This is a genomic window from Chryseobacterium vietnamense (assembly GCF_031454475.1).
Classification (GTDB): Bacteria; Bacteroidota; Bacteroidia; order Flavobacteriales; family Weeksellaceae; genus Chryseobacterium; species Chryseobacterium vietnamense.
This window is the reverse complement of sequence record NZ_JAVDQX010000001.1, coordinates 1,945,451-1,961,815: the sequence shown is the minus strand read 5'-3', so window position 1 is coordinate 1,961,815 and position 16,365 is coordinate 1,945,451. Positions and strand designations below refer to the sequence as shown.

Annotated in this window: 17 protein-coding genes; 14 read left to right on the top strand and 3 right to left on the bottom strand. The window is 36.0% G+C overall.

Features of this window, described 5'->3' with window-relative positions; all coding sequences use genetic code 11:
* Positions 1-88 precede the first annotated feature (88 nt).
* The 12 genes from J2786_RS08880 (at position 89) to J2786_RS08825 (ending at position 10,021) form a co-directional block, all read left to right on the top strand.
* Positions 89-481, top strand: coding sequence for a DUF1398 domain-containing protein (locus tag J2786_RS08880; protein ID WP_047433620.1), 393 nt, complete (start codon positions 89-91; stop codon positions 479-481).
* Between the two features lie 130 nt (positions 482-611).
* Entirely contained in the window at positions 612-1,289 is a 678-nt protein-coding gene (locus J2786_RS08875) for a DUF2490 domain-containing protein (protein WP_052187092.1), read from the top strand.
* Between the two features lie 77 nt (positions 1,290-1,366).
* Complete coding sequence (locus tag J2786_RS08870; protein ID WP_047433619.1) at positions 1,367-2,371, top strand: bestrophin family protein; 1,005 nt, start codon at positions 1,367-1,369, stop codon at positions 2,369-2,371.
* Positions 2,372-2,500: 129 nt separating this feature from the next.
* On the top strand, positions 2,501-4,114 hold the full coding sequence (locus J2786_RS08865; RefSeq protein ID WP_047433618.1) for a Na+/H+ antiporter: 1,614 nt from the start codon (positions 2,501-2,503) through the stop codon (positions 4,112-4,114).
* 219 nt (positions 4,115-4,333) lie between these two features.
* Positions 4,334-4,759, top strand: a complete 426-nt coding sequence (locus tag J2786_RS08860) for an SRPBCC family protein (RefSeq protein WP_047433617.1) — start codon at positions 4,334-4,336, stop codon at positions 4,757-4,759.
* Between the two features lie 3 nt (positions 4,760-4,762).
* Complete coding sequence (locus tag J2786_RS08855; RefSeq protein ID WP_047433616.1) at positions 4,763-5,269, top strand: GNAT family N-acetyltransferase; 507 nt, start codon at positions 4,763-4,765, stop codon at positions 5,267-5,269.
* Positions 5,266-5,649, top strand: coding sequence for a VOC family protein (locus tag J2786_RS08850; RefSeq protein ID WP_047433615.1), 384 nt, complete (start codon positions 5,266-5,268; stop codon positions 5,647-5,649). The genes J2786_RS08855 and J2786_RS08850 overlap by 4 nt, the downstream gene beginning before the upstream one ends.
* A 35-nt stretch (positions 5,650-5,684) precedes the next feature.
* Positions 5,685-6,707: a glutaminyl-peptide cyclotransferase gene (locus J2786_RS08845; RefSeq protein WP_047433614.1), complete on the top strand. Its 1,023-nt coding sequence runs from the start codon at positions 5,685-5,687 to the stop codon at positions 6,705-6,707.
* A gap of 101 nt (positions 6,708-6,808) precedes the next feature.
* Positions 6,809-7,834, top strand: coding sequence for a glutaminyl-peptide cyclotransferase (locus tag J2786_RS08840; protein ID WP_047435832.1), 1,026 nt, complete (start codon positions 6,809-6,811; stop codon positions 7,832-7,834).
* Positions 7,835-7,979: 145 nt separating this feature from the next.
* Positions 7,980-8,942: a hypothetical protein gene (locus tag J2786_RS08835; protein WP_052187090.1), complete on the top strand. Its 963-nt coding sequence runs from the start codon at positions 7,980-7,982 to the stop codon at positions 8,940-8,942.
* 26 nt (positions 8,943-8,968) lie between these two features.
* Positions 8,969-9,583 (top strand): deoxynucleoside kinase, encoded by a 615-nt coding sequence (locus tag J2786_RS08830; RefSeq protein WP_002977952.1) that lies wholly within the window; start codon positions 8,969-8,971, stop codon positions 9,581-9,583.
* 87 nt (positions 9,584-9,670) lie between these two features.
* Positions 9,671-10,021, top strand: coding sequence for an arsenate reductase family protein (locus tag J2786_RS08825; protein WP_310024781.1), 351 nt, complete (start codon positions 9,671-9,673; stop codon positions 10,019-10,021).
* 54 nt (positions 10,022-10,075) lie between these two features.
* Here J2786_RS08825 and J2786_RS08820 read toward each other — a convergent pair whose 3' ends face one another.
* From J2786_RS08820 to J2786_RS08810, 3 genes are all read right to left on the bottom strand, one after another.
* The gene (locus J2786_RS08820) at positions 10,076-10,549 is read right to left on the bottom strand and encodes a hypothetical protein (RefSeq protein ID WP_142017046.1); all 474 of its coding nucleotides are present in this window, start codon (positions 10,547-10,549) and stop codon (positions 10,076-10,078) included.
* Positions 10,550-10,611: 62 nt separating this feature from the next.
* Entirely contained in the window at positions 10,612-10,917 is a 306-nt protein-coding gene (locus J2786_RS08815) for a DUF493 family protein (protein ID WP_047433612.1), read from the bottom strand.
* Positions 10,918-10,957: 40 nt separating this feature from the next.
* A complete protein-coding gene (locus tag J2786_RS08810) occupies positions 10,958-11,629 on the bottom strand; it encodes a DUF4197 family protein (protein ID WP_047433611.1) in 672 nt (223 codons plus the stop codon).
* 365 nt (positions 11,630-11,994) lie between these two features.
* Between J2786_RS08810 and J2786_RS08805 the strand changes: the two genes are divergently transcribed.
* Both J2786_RS08805 and J2786_RS08800 read left to right on the top strand, forming a co-directional pair.
* A complete protein-coding gene (locus tag J2786_RS08805; protein ID WP_047433610.1) occupies positions 11,995-14,832 on the top strand; it encodes a SusC/RagA family TonB-linked outer membrane protein in 2,838 nt (945 codons plus the stop codon).
* Positions 14,833-14,835: 3 nt separating this feature from the next.
* The gene (locus J2786_RS08800; protein ID WP_047433609.1) at positions 14,836-16,302 is read left to right on the top strand and encodes a RagB/SusD family nutrient uptake outer membrane protein; all 1,467 of its coding nucleotides are present in this window, start codon (positions 14,836-14,838) and stop codon (positions 16,300-16,302) included.
* Positions 16,303-16,365: the final 63 nt, after the last annotated feature.

The following is a 16,365-nucleotide window of genomic DNA, read 5'->3' as shown; positions in this document are numbered from 1 at the left end:
TTGTTTTATAAGCAGATGCAGATAATTTGTTTATTAAAAATGCAATAATTTTATAACCTTAAATAATAAAATCAGGAAATACAAAATAATGAAATTTACCCTTGAAAACATTAAAGCAGAGCATCAGAAAGTAAAAAGCGGTGCCGATTTCCCTCAATATATTCAAGCCCTGAAAACATTGGATGTTTCTCACTACAAAACATACGTGTCAGATGGAAATACAGAGTACTTTAATCATGAAAGCCAATCTGTACAAACAGGAAGCAAATATGATTTTCTTTCCATCTCCGATGATTTAAACGTTGATAATTTTAAAATAAGACTGAAGCTTCACCAGCAGGGAGGAACAGATTATATGACTTTCTGTAAAGACTGTGCAGAAAACGGAATCAATGGATGGACAATGGATCTTCATGCAATGACCTGTACTTATTTTGACCGGAACGAAAGTGATGTTCTGACAGAACAGGTTCCAGGATAATCTTTTACAAAAAACGGATGCAGACCATTGCATCCGTACTTCTTTATATTAACTTATAAAATATAGTTTGCTATTATTGATTTAAAATATTAATTTTGTTAAAAACGATAGATAATAGTAATTGACAAGCATGAGAAAGGTTTTTACGAAGTTGGCGTTCACCGTATTAGGTTTGGGATCCATTTTGACATTTGCTCAAAAAAACGATCTGGGAGCATGGTATATGTATTTTGGAAATAACAAAATCAGCAGGAAGCTGAACTGGCACAATGAAATTCAGTACCGTAATTTCGATGCAGTAGGAGATCTGGAACAGTTACTGATCCGTACAGGGATCGGATATGATCTTACAGAGAATAATAACAATGTCCTATTGGGATACGGATTTATTCTCAGCCAACCTTATGTAAACGGTGAAAAAAAAGAAAATATTGAACATCGGATTTTCCAACAGTACATTACCAAGCAAAAATTTGGACGTTTCTATCTTCAGCACCGCTATCGTTTGGAAGAACGTTTCCTTCAGGATGATTTCAGAATGAGATTCCGTTATATGCTGGGAGTAAATATTCCGATTACTCAAAAGGAAATGCTGCCGAAGACTCTTTACGCATCAGTATATAATGAGATTTTCCTTCACTTCAATAATCCGGTTTTCGATAGAAACAGAGTCTACGGAGCCTTAGGATATGTCATCAACAAAAATATGAGAATTGAAGCCGGGTATATGAACCAGATTCAGGAGAACAGAAACCGCGGACAGATTCAGATTGGTTTTTATAATAATATCCCATTCACCAAAAACTAATAAAACAGTTACTGAATGCTCTTAGGTAAACCATTATCTGAAAATAAATTATAATAAACACAATAAAATAAACACTTATGCATTCAGGAAAAAGATTCGGAGCCCGGGAGTTCATTATCTGGACCAGACGGAGTATTTACGCACTGGTCGTATTATCTGCGATCCCTACAGTTCTGTATTTTATGGGCTGGAAATTTCTCTCAGTTCCATGGCAGCCGATTGCGATTATGGGAACAGCAGTTGCCTTTATCGTTGGATTTAAAAACAATGCCAGCTACAGCAGACTGTGGGAAGCCAGACAGATCTACGGAGCAATTATTAATGACAGCCGTAGCTTTGGATATATTCTCAGAGATGCATTACTCTCAAAAGATCCGGGTAAAGTAAAAGAAATGTTTCTTCGTCATTATGCATGGCTTACCGCATTGCGATTTCAGCTTCGTGAGCCAAGGGCATGGGAAAACATGGGATCAGATCAGTTTGATGAATATGCTAAAAAATATGACATTCCCGAGAGACTGACCCAACTGGACGAAGAATTGAAAAAATATCTTTCTGAATCTGAACGTCAGTACATTGTAAGCAAAAAAAACAGAGCGACCCAACTGATGGCAATGCAAAGTAAAGCTTTGTCCGAAGCTTATGAAAAAGGAGAACTGAATGATTTCCAATGGACACAGATCAATCAGCAACTGGTGAAATTTACCGACGATCAGGGAAAAGCAGAAAGAATTAAAAATTTTCCCTATCCGAGAAATTTCTCTTCCATTACCACCTATCTTCTGCTTCTCTTTATTGTTTTTGTGCCTTTTGGATTATTGAAAGAATTTGACAAATTAGGAGAAGGAACAATGGTAGAAGGCTGGACACTATGGTTTAATATTCCATTTTCTTTACTGGTAACCTGGTGTTTCCATACGCTAGACAACGTAGGAGAAGCTTCCGTCAATCCATTTGAAGGAAGTCCTAACGATGTGCCAATCACCCAGATCAGCCGTACCATTGAAATCGATATGAGAGATATGCTGGATGAGTCTGATCTTCCGCCAGCCATTACTCCGAAGAATAATATCGTGCTTTAATTCTTTCTGGTTGTAAAGATAAAGTCTAAACGTTGGATTAAATTAAACCTTATAGGTTTCTAAAACCTATAAGGTTTGGGAAATTTTCCAAATAAAAATAACACTTAAACTTAAAAAAACTAACTCAAAATGATTCACAGCTATGTTATAATATCCATTGCAGTCCTGCTGTCTGTGATGATATTGGTAATGATCGGCCAGAAATTAAAAGTAGCTTACCCTATTTTTCTTGTTATTGCAGGATTACTGATAAGCTTCGTACCGGGAATGCCGCGCATTGAAATAGAGCCTGACCTTGTTTTTCTTATTTTCCTGCCGCCTATTTTGTTTGAGGCAGCCTGGTTTACCTCATGGCAGGATTTTCATAAATGGAGAAAACAGATTTTTTCCATGGCTTTCGGATTGGTATTCTTAACGTCCATAGTCGTTGCTTATCTTTCATCTTCCATTATTCCCGGACTTACCGTGGCAATGGGCTTCTTGCTGGGAGGAGTGAATTCTCCGCCGGATGCGGTAGCTGCTACTTCTGTATTGAAGCATATGAAAATTCCTAAGAAAATTACCAATATTCTGGAAGGCGAGAGCCTTATCAATGATGCATCCAGTTTGATCGTATTTAAATTTGCTCTGGCAGCCGTTATTTCAGGACAGTTTATCTGGAGGGATGCCGTTCAGGATTTCTTTACAATGGCTATCGGTGGAATTGCAGTAGGAGTGGCGGTAGGATCTCTTTTTGGAGCATTGCTTAAGATTATTCCTACCAATTCCAATATCGATACCATTATTACTCTTATCGTACCTTACATTATGTATGTGGGAGCGGAGCATTTTCATTTTTCAGGAGTGTTGGCTGTTGTGGTTGGAGGTTTATTGATGTCTTATAACTCACATTGCTATTTAAGCCATACCTCCAGAATCCAGTCCGGGAATGTATGGAGCGTACTGATATTCCTGATGAATACCATTATCTTTATCCTGATTGGTCTTGAACTTCCTATTGTAGTGGAGGGAATGCAAGAATACACCATTTCAGAAGGTATTTTCTACAGTGTAGTGATTGGCGGAGCGATTATCGGAACAAGAATTTTGTATAGTTATGCATTAATGTATTTTCCAAGAATCTGCTCTAAAGAATTAAGATTAAAAGTTCCCAAACCGGATTGGAGAGAGCCTTTTATCATCAGTTTTGCAGCAATGAGAGGAGTCGTTTCACTGGCTGCCGCATTGTCAATTCCTGCATTTTTACCCAACGGAGAAGCGTTTCCGCATAGGAATATTATTTTATTTGTAACTTTCGTTATTATATTGATTACCCTGGTAGGGCAAGGATTATTGCTGAGTCCAATCTTGAAATTATTGAATATTCAGGATGCCGGAAGTGAACTGCCGGAAGAAAAACAGGAAGTAATCCTTATGCGCAAACTAAAGGAAACAGCTTTGCACAAACTGGATAATGACTTTTCTGAATTAGCTGTAACCAACAGCCTTGTACGTCATCAAAAGCACAAGTTGGAAAATGAAATGATGCTGATGGCAGATAAAGCCCAATGCATGGCTTCCACAGGAGATTATGTAACCGCTATCAATGAAAATAAAGATGTCCTTCGACAGATCATTCAGGCACAGAGAAATGAATTGCACAGAATGAAAAGAGAAAAGATATTCGATGATCATGTGATGAGAACCATTGAAATGCAGCTGGATTTTGATGAAGCCAAGATTACTGGTTTTTCACATGGGTAATTACAAAATAAACCGCAAAAGTCACAAAAGATAAAAGTTAAAATACTTGCAGGAATAAAAAGTTTACAAAAGGAAAATTCTGAATTTTAAAGGCTTACGTGTACTTCTCATGAGTAGAAATTTAAACTTAAATAATTTAGTAGATAAAAACTTTTGTGACTTTTGTGGTTAAATATTATGGATAAAATTGTGTACATTTAAACATATTAAATCCATCATATGAGCACACCCATCACAGTTCAGTACACTATAAATGCTCCGGCTGAAAAAGTCTGGAAAGCATTAACCGATAAAAAAGAAATGAAATCCTGGTATTTTGATATCCAGGATTTTGTATTGGAAACAGGTAAGGAATTTAATTTCTATGAACCCGGAGGTGAGAATAAATACCATCACCACGCACAGATTTTAGAAATAATACCCCATCAAAAATTAAAGCACACATGGTCCTATCCTGATTTTTCAGACCTGAAGACCGTTGTAACGTGGGAATTACAGCCAGAAAATGAACACACGGTGGTAAAGTTAACCCACGAAGATATTGAAAACTTTAAAGACTTAGGGGAAGGCTTTTCAAGAGAAAACTTTACAGAAGGTTGGAACACGATTTTGGGACAGAGTTTAAAAGAATATTTAGAAAAATAAATAATGATCACATTACACCTTTTTACAATAGAAGATGCCCCAAAACTGATTTCAAAAATAAAAGATGAAAGGATGCTCCTTCAGTTTGCCGGCCCCGCATACCGTTTTCCTCTCACAGAAGAACAACTTGATGCAGACTTATCTGATGAAAAGAGAACTCTTTTTAAAATTACAGATCAGTCGGGAAATACAATCGGGCATGCACAGATATTTCTAAAAGAAAAAACATTCCTGTTGGGAAGAGTTCTGATCTGGGATGAAAACAATAGAGGAAAAGGCTATGGAAAGAAGGTAATGCAGGAGCTTCTGAAATATGGATTCAGTCATTTTGACAAAGAAACCGCAGAACTGAATGTGTACGACTGGAATACAGGAGCTATAGAATGTTATAAGAAAGTAGGTTTTGCTTTTGATCCCGACGTTAAAAGCGAAGCCAGAATTGATCAGGAAACATGGGTTTCCCTGAATATGAAGATCCATAAAGATGCCTTTGAATTACAGGAATTATGATACAATTTACCACACTTCGTCCTGTTTTATGGACAGAAAACCTTGATGAAACCATCGCATTTTATATGAACGTTCTTGGATTTACACTAATGGGCAGAAATGATGACTGGCAGTGGGCCTCTCTTCGAAAAGATGAAGTGTACATTATGCTCTCTCAGCCTAATGAACACGAAAATAATACTTCAATCGGGTTTTCAGGTTCTTTTTATTTCAATGTAAATAAAGTGGATGATCTTTGGGAAGACCTTAAAACAAAAGCCAAAGTCTGCTATGAAATTGAAACTTTTGAATGGGGAATGAGAGAATTTGCTATCTATGACAACAATGGATACATATTACAATTTGGTGAACCCGCAGATAATATTGGCAATACGGAATAAAATTTGCTATTTTTGGAGAAATATTTAGAAATTCAATGAAAAAAAGTATAATAGCGGGTTTCGCAGCGATTTTATTATTGGCGTCTTGTAATAAGGATAAAGAGATTCTTAATACACTAAACACTTATAATACTTCAATGGAGGCGAAGGGATACCATTTCGGAGATAAGCTTGAGCTTCCGAAAGAGGTAACGGAAAATGCAGAAAGCGTAACGATCAGCTTTGGAGATAAAGAAACAAAAGATTTAACAATTGACCCTAAATTTTTTACATTAGGTGATAATGCTGTTACCTTTAATATTAAAACAAAAGGAGGTGAAGTCCTGAATCAGGATGCTACGATCAATGTATTTGCAAAAAATCCTGAAAAAAATATTCCTTATCAGATTGTAGCGGAATATCCCCACGATCCCAAAAATTTTGTACAGGGTTTCCAGATTGAAGGAAATACCATTTATGAAAGTGACGGACAAAACGGATCTTCACAGATTTTAAAATATACACTGGGAACAACAACTCCGCTTGCTTCTACGAAACAGGCTCAGGAAGATTTTTCTGAAGGAAGCACCATCGTTGGCGATAAAGTGTACCAGTTGACATGGCAGAGCAAAAAAGGATATGTTTATGATAAAAATTCTTTAAAACTGCTTTCAGAATTTGCTTATCCCAATGTACTGGGTGAAGGTTGGGGATTAACCTATGATGGAAAAAGCCTGATTGCTTCTGACGGAAGTAAGCTTTTATATTTCCTTGATGTCAATGATCCTTCAAAACTGATTAAATATATTGCTGTTGCAGGAAGTTCCCAGGCATATGATCAGTTGAATGAACTGGAATACCACAACGGATTTATTTATGCCAACGTATGGCAGAAGCCCATCATTTTAAAAATCAATCCTGCCAATGGAGAAGTAGTGGGAACTTTTGATTTTACAGAAATCGCAAAACAAAATACCAAAGGAAGTGATGATGTACTGAACGGAATTGCTTTCAAAGGAGATAATATGCTGGTAACAGGAAAGAACTGGCCAAAGATTTATGAAGTTCAGATCAAATAATCTGATTTTATGGATGAAAATAAAAATAGCGTTCCCTTGGGAGCGTTATTTTCGTTTTGAGGATTAAATTTTAGTACTTTTGGCAAATGATTAAAACCTTTATGAAGCAAAACATTACGATGGGTTTTGCTGCAGTTCTATTCTTAGTTTCCTGTAGTAACAAAGAAAAAATGCTTGATTCTCTGGCAGACTATAACAATGCAAAGGAAGCAAAAGGATATCATTTCGGAGATAAGCTTGACCTTCCAAAAGAGGTGACGGAAAATGCAGAAAGCGTAACGATCAGCTTTGGAGATAAAGAAACAACAGATTTAACAATTGATCCTAAATTTTTCACATTAGGAGATAATGCTGTTACCTTTAATATTAAAACAAAAGGAGGTGAAGTGCTCAATCAGGATGCTACTATCAATGTTTTCACAAAAACACCTGAGCAGAACATTCCTTATACAATAGTAGCTGATTATCCCCATGATCCTAAGAATTTTATTGAAGGCTTTGTAGTGGAAGGAAATACAGTGTATGAAAGTGACGGAATGAAAGGAGCTTCACAGCTTATAAAATATACATTAGGATCAGATGTTCCCAGGATTGTTGCAAAGCAGCCTGCTGAGATTTTCTCTGAAGGTTGTGCCATTGTGGGAGATAAGGTGTATCAACTGACATATCAGAATAAAATTGGTTTTATTTATGATAAAAACACTTTGAAAAAAATCTCTGAATTTCCATTGCCTGGTGTAATTGGAGAGGGTTGGGGACTGACGTATGACGGAAAAAACCTGATCGCAACAGATGGTTCTAAGAATCTTTATTTTCTGGATGTCAATAATCCTTCAAAAGTAGTGAAAACTATGGCAGTTGGCGGAAATTCTACGATTTATAATCAGCTCAACGAACTTGAATATCACAACGGACTTATCTATGCTAATGTTTGGCATGAACCTGTAATTCTAAAAATTAATCCTGTAAATGGAGAAGTTATTGGAAAATTTGATTTTTCACAATTGACCAAAGAAAATGATAAGGGAGACAGCGAGCATGTCTTAAACGGAATTGCTTTTAAAGGTGATCATATGCTGGTGACAGGAAAAAACTGGGAGAAAATTTATGAAGTTACTTTTAAATAAACTCATTATATCTTTTGTAGAACAGCTTTTTTTCAGCAACAGGATGGTCTCAGTTTTGATTAACATCAAAGAAGATTCTATCAAACTTAAACATCTTTTGGGTAACGTTATTTTTCAGTAAATTAACCCCAATTAAAAAAACAGAGTGAAGTTTTTAAACATACTATTTTTTTTCCTTTTCTGTACGGCTTCAGCGCAGAATATTCTTCCTTTGGATACTTTGAAACTCAAGGAAGCTAAAGATATGCTTGCTGACGACTATGGAAATCTGTATATCTATAAAAATAAAGATTTCAGTTTTACCAAATACGATTCTTTAGGAAAGCAGATCGGGAAAATGATGCTTACTGTTCCATACAAAGTTCAGACGGTACAAAATCCACTGAATGTACCTTTGTTTTCCGAAAATGCTCAGGAAATGAAATTTGTAGACCAGAATATGAATGAGATTCAAAGATTGGATTTTAAACAGAAATTTGGTTTTATCAGAATGGCTTATGCTGAAGATCTTCAGCAGCTGTGGCTTTTGGATGACAGTACAAAACGTTTGATACAGTATAATTTCAGAAATGATACAACCATCAATTCATATCCTTTTGATATCAGCTTTGAAGATCTGATGGATATGCTGGTTTATGAAAATAAGGTCTATATTTTAACCAGAAAACATATCAGGATTTACAACCTGAAATTTGAAAAAATATTCGAAGCCCCTTTGGAGAATGGAAAACGTTTTCGAAGAGAGAATGATATAATCCTGGTTGTTGCCAATAATTTTATATCACAATATGTGCCTGAAAAAGGTATGTTAACCGTTTTCGAAGATCAGGAAGCGCAAATTGTGGATAAAAACATCCTCTCTTATTTTGCAATCAAAGGGAACAAACTCTATCTTTACAGCCTTGAAAAAGTAAAGAAAGCCCAACAGCAAAAACAGCTCGAAGCTCAGCCGGAATCTCTGCAGGCACCTACAGAAAAACCAGTAGAAAAGACTGAAGAGAAACCTGATGAGAATACAGCAGAGAAGCCTTCAGACAATACTTTACAGAAATTAATCGAAGATACTTCTAAAGTTCAGACTGAGGCCATCGAAAAACTTATCAACTAATCAGTAAATACAAGGAAAAGAATATTATGCACATTGCAGTTACAGGAAACATCGGAGCCGGAAAAACAACTTTGACAACGATGCTTTCCAAGCATTACGGATGGGATGCACAATTTGAAGATGTAGATCATAATCCTTATCTGGAAGATTTTTATTCAGATATGAGCAAATGGAGTTTTGCATTGCAGGTATATTTCCTGGGAAGCAGATTCCGTCAGGTGAAAGAGATCAGAGAAAGTGGGAAAAATATTATTCAGGATCGTACCATCTATGAAGATGCCCATATTTTTGCAGAAAACCTTAATGATATGAATCTTCTTTCAGACAGGGATTTCAATAACTATTCATCAGTGTTTGATCTGATGAAGTCTTTTGTATCCGCTCCGGATCTTTTAATCTATTTGAAATCAGATGTTCCTAACCTGGTAAAAAAAATCTACAAAAGAGGTCGTGAATATGAAGCATCCATCAGTATTGAATATCTTTCAAAACTGAACCAGAAATATGAAAAATGGATTTCCAATTACACAGAAGGAAAACTTCTTATTGTGGAAGTGGATGATCTGGATTTCGTTGAAAAACCGGAAGATTTCGGATTTATTCTGGAGAAAATAGAAGCGGAGCTGCACGGATTGTTTTAACATATTTTTATCAGAACATTAAGACATAGTCAGGGTAAATCTTTTTAAATTTGTTCAGATCAAGTTTAATTCTTGAAAAATTATATCATGGTAGTTAAAGTTTTACATAACGGAAACTGTTCAAAGTCAAATGCTGTACTGGAGTATCTTGACGAAAACGGAGTGCCTTTTGAGATCATTAATATTGTTGAAGATCCCTTAAGTCCTCTTGAAATAAGAACGGTGCTGAAGAAGCTGAACCAGGGTGTTTTTCATATTATCCGTAAAACAGATAAACTGTATATTGAGAACTATGCAGATAAAAACTATTCGGAAGAAGAATGGATAAAAATTCTTTCTGAGAATCCATCTTTGATACAAAGACCCATTCTGGTAAAAGGCTCAGTAGCAATGCTGGGAAGACCCATTGAAAATGTAAAGTTCTTTATTGAAAAATAAATGAAATTTAATAAATAAAAAAGATCCGTTCTGCTAAAGAGCGGATCTTTTATGTTATGGGGTTTTCGTTGTACCCGGGCCGTTTATTGCCTTGTATAAAGCTTCCAGCTCTTTTGGAGGGCGTCCGGAATCAAAGTCTGAAGAAGTATACTCTTTTCCGCCAGCAGTAATAATAATAGATGCTATCATCGCCTGGTCAGAATGTCTGCCTGTAGTAGGAGCTTTAAGTTCAGATATCTTCGGTAGGTCAATGTTCTGAGCCAGCTTAGAGATTGCTGTCCATTCGGCACTGGAGATCTTTGTATTCGTGATCTCTTCGTTGATATTGGATTCTTTTGAGGAAGGGGTAAAAACAATGTTTCTGCTGAATCCTCTTGTTCTTTCTGTTAATCGGATCTGTTCAATCTTTTGTTGCTGAACAGCAGAAGGGATATTGGATGTATTATTTTCGTTGTTATTTTTATGCATGCAGCTTGTCGCAGAGGTTGCTAAAATGATGGTAAACAGGATCAGTTGGATGTTCATCATGTTCTTTTTTTATGATTTAAATAATAAAAAACCGTTTCAGTATGATGAAACGGTCTTTGTTTTTACAATAGAATAACGCCTTCTATTTTTGCTACTTCTTTATAAATATTCACTACCTGATTGGCATCCAAAACAAATGCATTAATGTTGCAGGCTGTGTATTTTCCATTTTTGCTTTCACGGTTTCCCAGTGTAAATTTAATACCATCAAAAACTCTGTAAATTTCAGTAAGTTTTGCCTGGTCTGTAGGAATAATAAATTTAAATAAATAATCCTCCGGAAAATCATGATGATCTTCCAGTTTCTCCCTCAAAGACTGATAAAAATCTTCAGGGCTTGCGTGTTGATTTCCTTGTAATATATCCATCTGCAATTGTTAATATAATATAAATATAACGAAAATTTTCCTATTTTCCAAATGGTCCCAGCAGAGACTTGGAGTTCTGGTGCTCATAATCTTCGATGATGTTGAATAACCCATTTACCAACTGTTCAGAAGCAAGTTTACTCAGCCCTCCTGAATTGACAGTGTTATTATTTCCACCTAAAAGGCTGCCCAGAAAATTACTTCCGGATAACGCTGTATTGATTGTTTTTACAATGCCATATTCGTTCAGCTTTTCATCCACTTTTGGAGCAATGGCAGCAATAAGCTGTTGGGATGTTTTTTCCTTCAGAATTTGTGTAGCAGTGGTTCCCTGCATAATTCTGGTTACGTCCTGTGCATTCAGGCTGTTTACTGCATCCTGTAAAATAGGTTTTGAAGTATTTACAGTGTACGCTGCTGCCTGTGCTATATAATCTCTTTCTTTAGCAACGAGAGAGGGCGCAATTTTTTCCAGAGTAGAATTAATATCTCTCAATTCTTTGGGAAGAGCTTTATCAACCATATTATTCTGCAGGAACGCTTCTTTATTCCCATAGATACCCATTCCTTTATCAATACCATTGAGCAGAATTCTTTTTATAATGGAAAGCCCCATGTCTGATGTGGCCAGTGAAGTGCAGGATTGTACACTGGTGGTAATAACAGCACCAGTCCCGATCAGAAGAGCGGCTGCAATGATATATTTTTTCATTAATCTTTTATTATGTATTTCTAAGATGCTTTTGTCAAAAACTGCACCAAAGGTAATTACTATTCTGTATTTAACAAAATATTAAATTGAGTACATGTTTTGGTGAATATTGTGTCAAAACATTTAAAATTTCATTTAGAGATATGATGAATAAAGTATCTTGATTTTAAATAAAGGATTGTAAAATTTAATTTTTTAGTATTTTTCATTTAATAAAATGCAGGAATTTTTAAATATTTAAGATAGTTTAACAGTATTGGATATTTTTTATATTTTTGGCTAATGTCTTTTTTTGAGATTTTAAATAACTCCACTATTTAGAGACAGGTACAAATTTGAATTTATTTGAATAAAATTGAAACTATATGAAACAAAGTAATTTAAAGTATTCAGGTCTCATTGCCGTGTTATATTTCGGGATGAACGTGAATGCACAGGTTACGCAGGATTCTGCTAAAGTCCAGAAGATCGACGAAGTCGTGATGATTGGATATGGTAGCCGTAAAAAAGTTGATAATACAACAGCTATCAGTTCTATCAGTGCGGAGGAAGTAACCAGAACCAAAGTATTGAATGCGTCACAGGCTATTCAGGGAAAAGCTGCCGGAGTACAGGTAACTGCTTCCGATGCACCCGGATCTACCCCTACGGTAATGATCAGAGGTCTTGGAACCGTGTTGGGAGGGCGAACGCCTTTATTTGTTGTTGATGGAATATATTCTGATAATATTAATAATATCAATTCCAATGACATTCTTACATATGATGTATTGAAAGACGCAGCAGCCTTAGCTATTTATGGTAATAGGGCAGCTAATGGGGTAATTATTATTACAACAAAGTCAGGGAAAGGGAAATTAAGTGTTTCCTATGATGGACTAGTAGGATTTAGAAGTCCTTTAAAAACGGTTAAAATGGCAAATGGTTCTGAATTTGCAACTTATAATAGTGCCGGTAAAACCAGTACTTATCTGAACCCTAATCAGCCATACAATACAGACTGGTTCAAGGAAATTACCAGAACAGGTATTTACAATCAGCATAATATTTCTATTTCAGGATCTTCTGAAGCTGCAAAATATTTCTTAAGCTTAGGAAATTATGATGAACAATCTATTCTTAAAGGTACCAATTATAACAGAACAACTGTAAGAACAAATAACGAGTTCAGAATTTCTAAAGGAATCAGATTAGCTCAAACTTTGAGTGCTACCTTTACAAATGATACTCCTAAATCATTTGGTGCTTTTACAAATGCTTACAAACAATCACCATTAGTTCCTGTATATTATCCAAATGGAAAATATGGTCAACCAATTTACGATGCTAATGGGAACATAAGCTATACGGGAGGTCGTTTTAATAATGTTGGAAACCCGGTAATGCAGCTTGCTTATGATAATCAAAGAGGAAAAAATTTCTTATTACAGGGTGGTTTAAAACTGGATATTGATATCTATAAAGATTTGAAATTTACTTCTCAGTTCAGTGGAGAGTATAACAATTATAAATATTACAACTTTGTAAACTCCAAAGCATTCTGGTTAGATAGTGATCCAACGAGAATTGAAAGTGGCTATGATGCTTCTCTGCCTCTGACAAGATTGACCAATAAAAATCAAAATTACTACAACTGGGTACTTAATAATTATTTAACCTATACCAAAAAAGTAGGAAACCATGATATTGAAATTGTAGCTGGTACAGAAACTTCAGTAGCGAATGGTATTGAAACTTTAGTGATCAACAGAAAGAATATACCTGTTTCACAAGACTACTGGAATCTGGATGGTGAAGATTATTATGGTAAATTATACAGTGATAATACAACCAAAGCTATTGAATCTATAAAAGGAAACAGAAATACAACACTTTCTTATTTCGGAAGACTTCAGTATAAATTCATGAACCGTTATTTACTAAGCGGGACAATCAGAAGAGACGGATCATCTCAGTTTGCTGAAGGGCACAGATGGGGGACATTTCCATCATTTGGTGCCGGATGGATAATCTCTGAAGAAAGTTTTATGCAGGATGGATTCTTTAATCTTTTAAAATTAAGAGGAGGCTGGGGTAAGCTGGGTAATCAGAAAGTTCCATTAAACTATTTACCGCTTTCATCCGGAGCAACTTACAATTATGGATTCGGGACATCAGCTGTGAGCAATGGAGTAACGGTTAACCAGGGATATGACCCGGATTTAGGATGGGAAGTGACAGAAGAAACTTCTTTGGGATTAGATTTTGCGATCCTAGATAAAAGGTTATCCGGTAGCTTTGATGTTTATAACAGAAAAACCAATAACCTTATTTTAGGAGTAGTACCTTATCTTGCAACAGGTATTTCTGATGTGAATTATTCACATATGGGAAGTGTTGTTAATAAGGGGGCTGAGGTGAGCTTAAACTGGTCAGATAAAGTAGGTGAAGATTTCAGCTATTCAGTCGGAGCTAATTATTCTTACAATAAAAATAAACTTGCCAGAATTGATACTTCAAAACCGGTTTCTCAGATTATAGGAGGAAATCTAGGCAACGGAGTAGATACAAAACTATTTAATGCTTCAGCAATAGGTTATGCTTTGGGAAGTTTCTATTTGTATGAAACAGATGGTTATGATGCCAATGGTAACCTGAAGTTTAAAGACCTAAACGGTAACGGTATTATGGATGGTGGAGACAGACGTTTCTTTGATTCCTATATACCAAAATCTACATTAGGGGTGAACATTTCCATGTCTTATAAAAATTGGGACTTTGCACTTAACGGATATGGAGCTTTCGGATTTAAAGTTTATAATGGTAAAAAAGCACAAAGAAACGGAGGAGAAAATGTTGAAGCATCTGTAGCCAATAATTTCTGGTCATCATCCAATACGAATGCTGCAAACCCTGTAAATCCTTCAAGTATTCCAGTAGCTTCTAACTTCTATTTGGAAAGTGGAGATTATTTCAGAATTAATAATATTTCAGTAGGATATACATTTAAAAATGTAACGGATTATATGAAATCTATCAAGCTTTATGTGAGCGCAATTAATCCAATTGTATTCCAGAAGTATTCAGGGTATTCGTCAGAATTATCAGGATATAACCCTGCAGATCCAACAGCAGAAGGAGATCCCTACAAACGTGCAGGGATAGAGTTGGATGCTTATCCTACATTGAGGTCTTTTGTATTTGGTGTTAACCTAAATTTTTAAAAAATGAATAAGAAATATATCATAGCAGCTGCATTTTTAATTTTAGGAGCTGTTAACCAGAGTTGCAGCAATGACTTTATTGATGTATCTCCTACAGAAAAAATTCCCGAAGCTGCTTTGGGTGAAATATATAATAATAATGAAGGAGCCAATAGTTTGGTAACTGCTGTTTATGCTAAGTTTTTAGACTGGAACATGAGTACTTTTGCATGGATTGGAGTGACATCCATCGTTTCAGATGATGCTGATAAAGGTTCGAGCCCAAGTGATTCAGGTTCTGATAAGGATGTTCTGGATGCTCTGAATTTTAATGCAGCGACTCCGTCATTTAAAGAGTTGTTCGCCTCCAATTATCAAGGGATTAACAGATGTAACCAGGCATTGAAATATCTTCCTCAATTAGATAAAGCTGATCCGCAATTACGCGCAAGATTAGCTGGGGAAGCAAAGTTTTTAAGAGCATTTATGTACTTTACGCTGGTAAGATCTTTTGGAGGAGTCCCGCTAGTAGATCACGTTCCCGTAACAGGAGTTGAAGCCGACAAGCAAATGACATTAACTAGGAAAAGTAAGGAAGAAATTTATGCATTCATTGAACAGGATCTTAAGGATGCCATAGCCGTTCTTCCTAATAAATCAGCCTATGGGGCAGGTAATATAGGGAGAGCATCTGTTGGTGCTGCTCATGCGCTTTTAGCTAAGGTGTATTTATATCAGAAGAAATGGCAGCTGGCTGTAGATGAGACTAATTTGGTTACAGGTTATTCATTAACACCTAATTTCCAAGATATTTATAAAGTTTCAGGAGAAAATAATGCTGAATCTGTTTTTGAAATCAACGGAACAGGAGGAACAGCAGGAAGAGCAATCCAGCAGTATAGCCAGGTTCAGGGAGCAAGAGGTACTACAGGCTGGGGCTGGGGATTCTCTACTCCTACCCAAGGTCTGTATGATGCATACTCTGCAACAGATTCAAGAAGAGATGCTACGATTATCCACAGAGATATGACTTTATATGATGGGTATTATGTAGGTCCAAATACAGAAAATAAATTCTATAATTATAAAGCTTATTCTTCCAATTATAGAGATCAGGCTTCAACAGACGTAAACATTCGTTATTTGAGATATGCCGAAGTATTACTAATCAGAGCTGAAGCAATGAACGAATTGGGACAAACATCTGCAGCTATTCCTTTCCTGAATCAGGTAAGAAACAGAGCTAACATCGGAAACACTACTGCTTCTTCTCAGGCAGACGTAAGATTGGATATCTGGAAACAAAGAAGATTAGAGCTTGCTTTCGAACATGACAGATGGTTTGATCTGGTAAGAACCGGACAAGCACAAGCAGCAATGGCAGCCGATGGTGGTAAAAAATTCATCGTTGGGAAACATGAAGTATTCCCACTTCCACAAGACTTCATAATGGAAGCTGGTGGATTGTCTGCTCAAAACCCTGGCTATTAAAAATAAACCATAAACATTAGAGGAGAATGAAAGTTCTCCTCTTCTTTTAGTAAGAAACCCTAT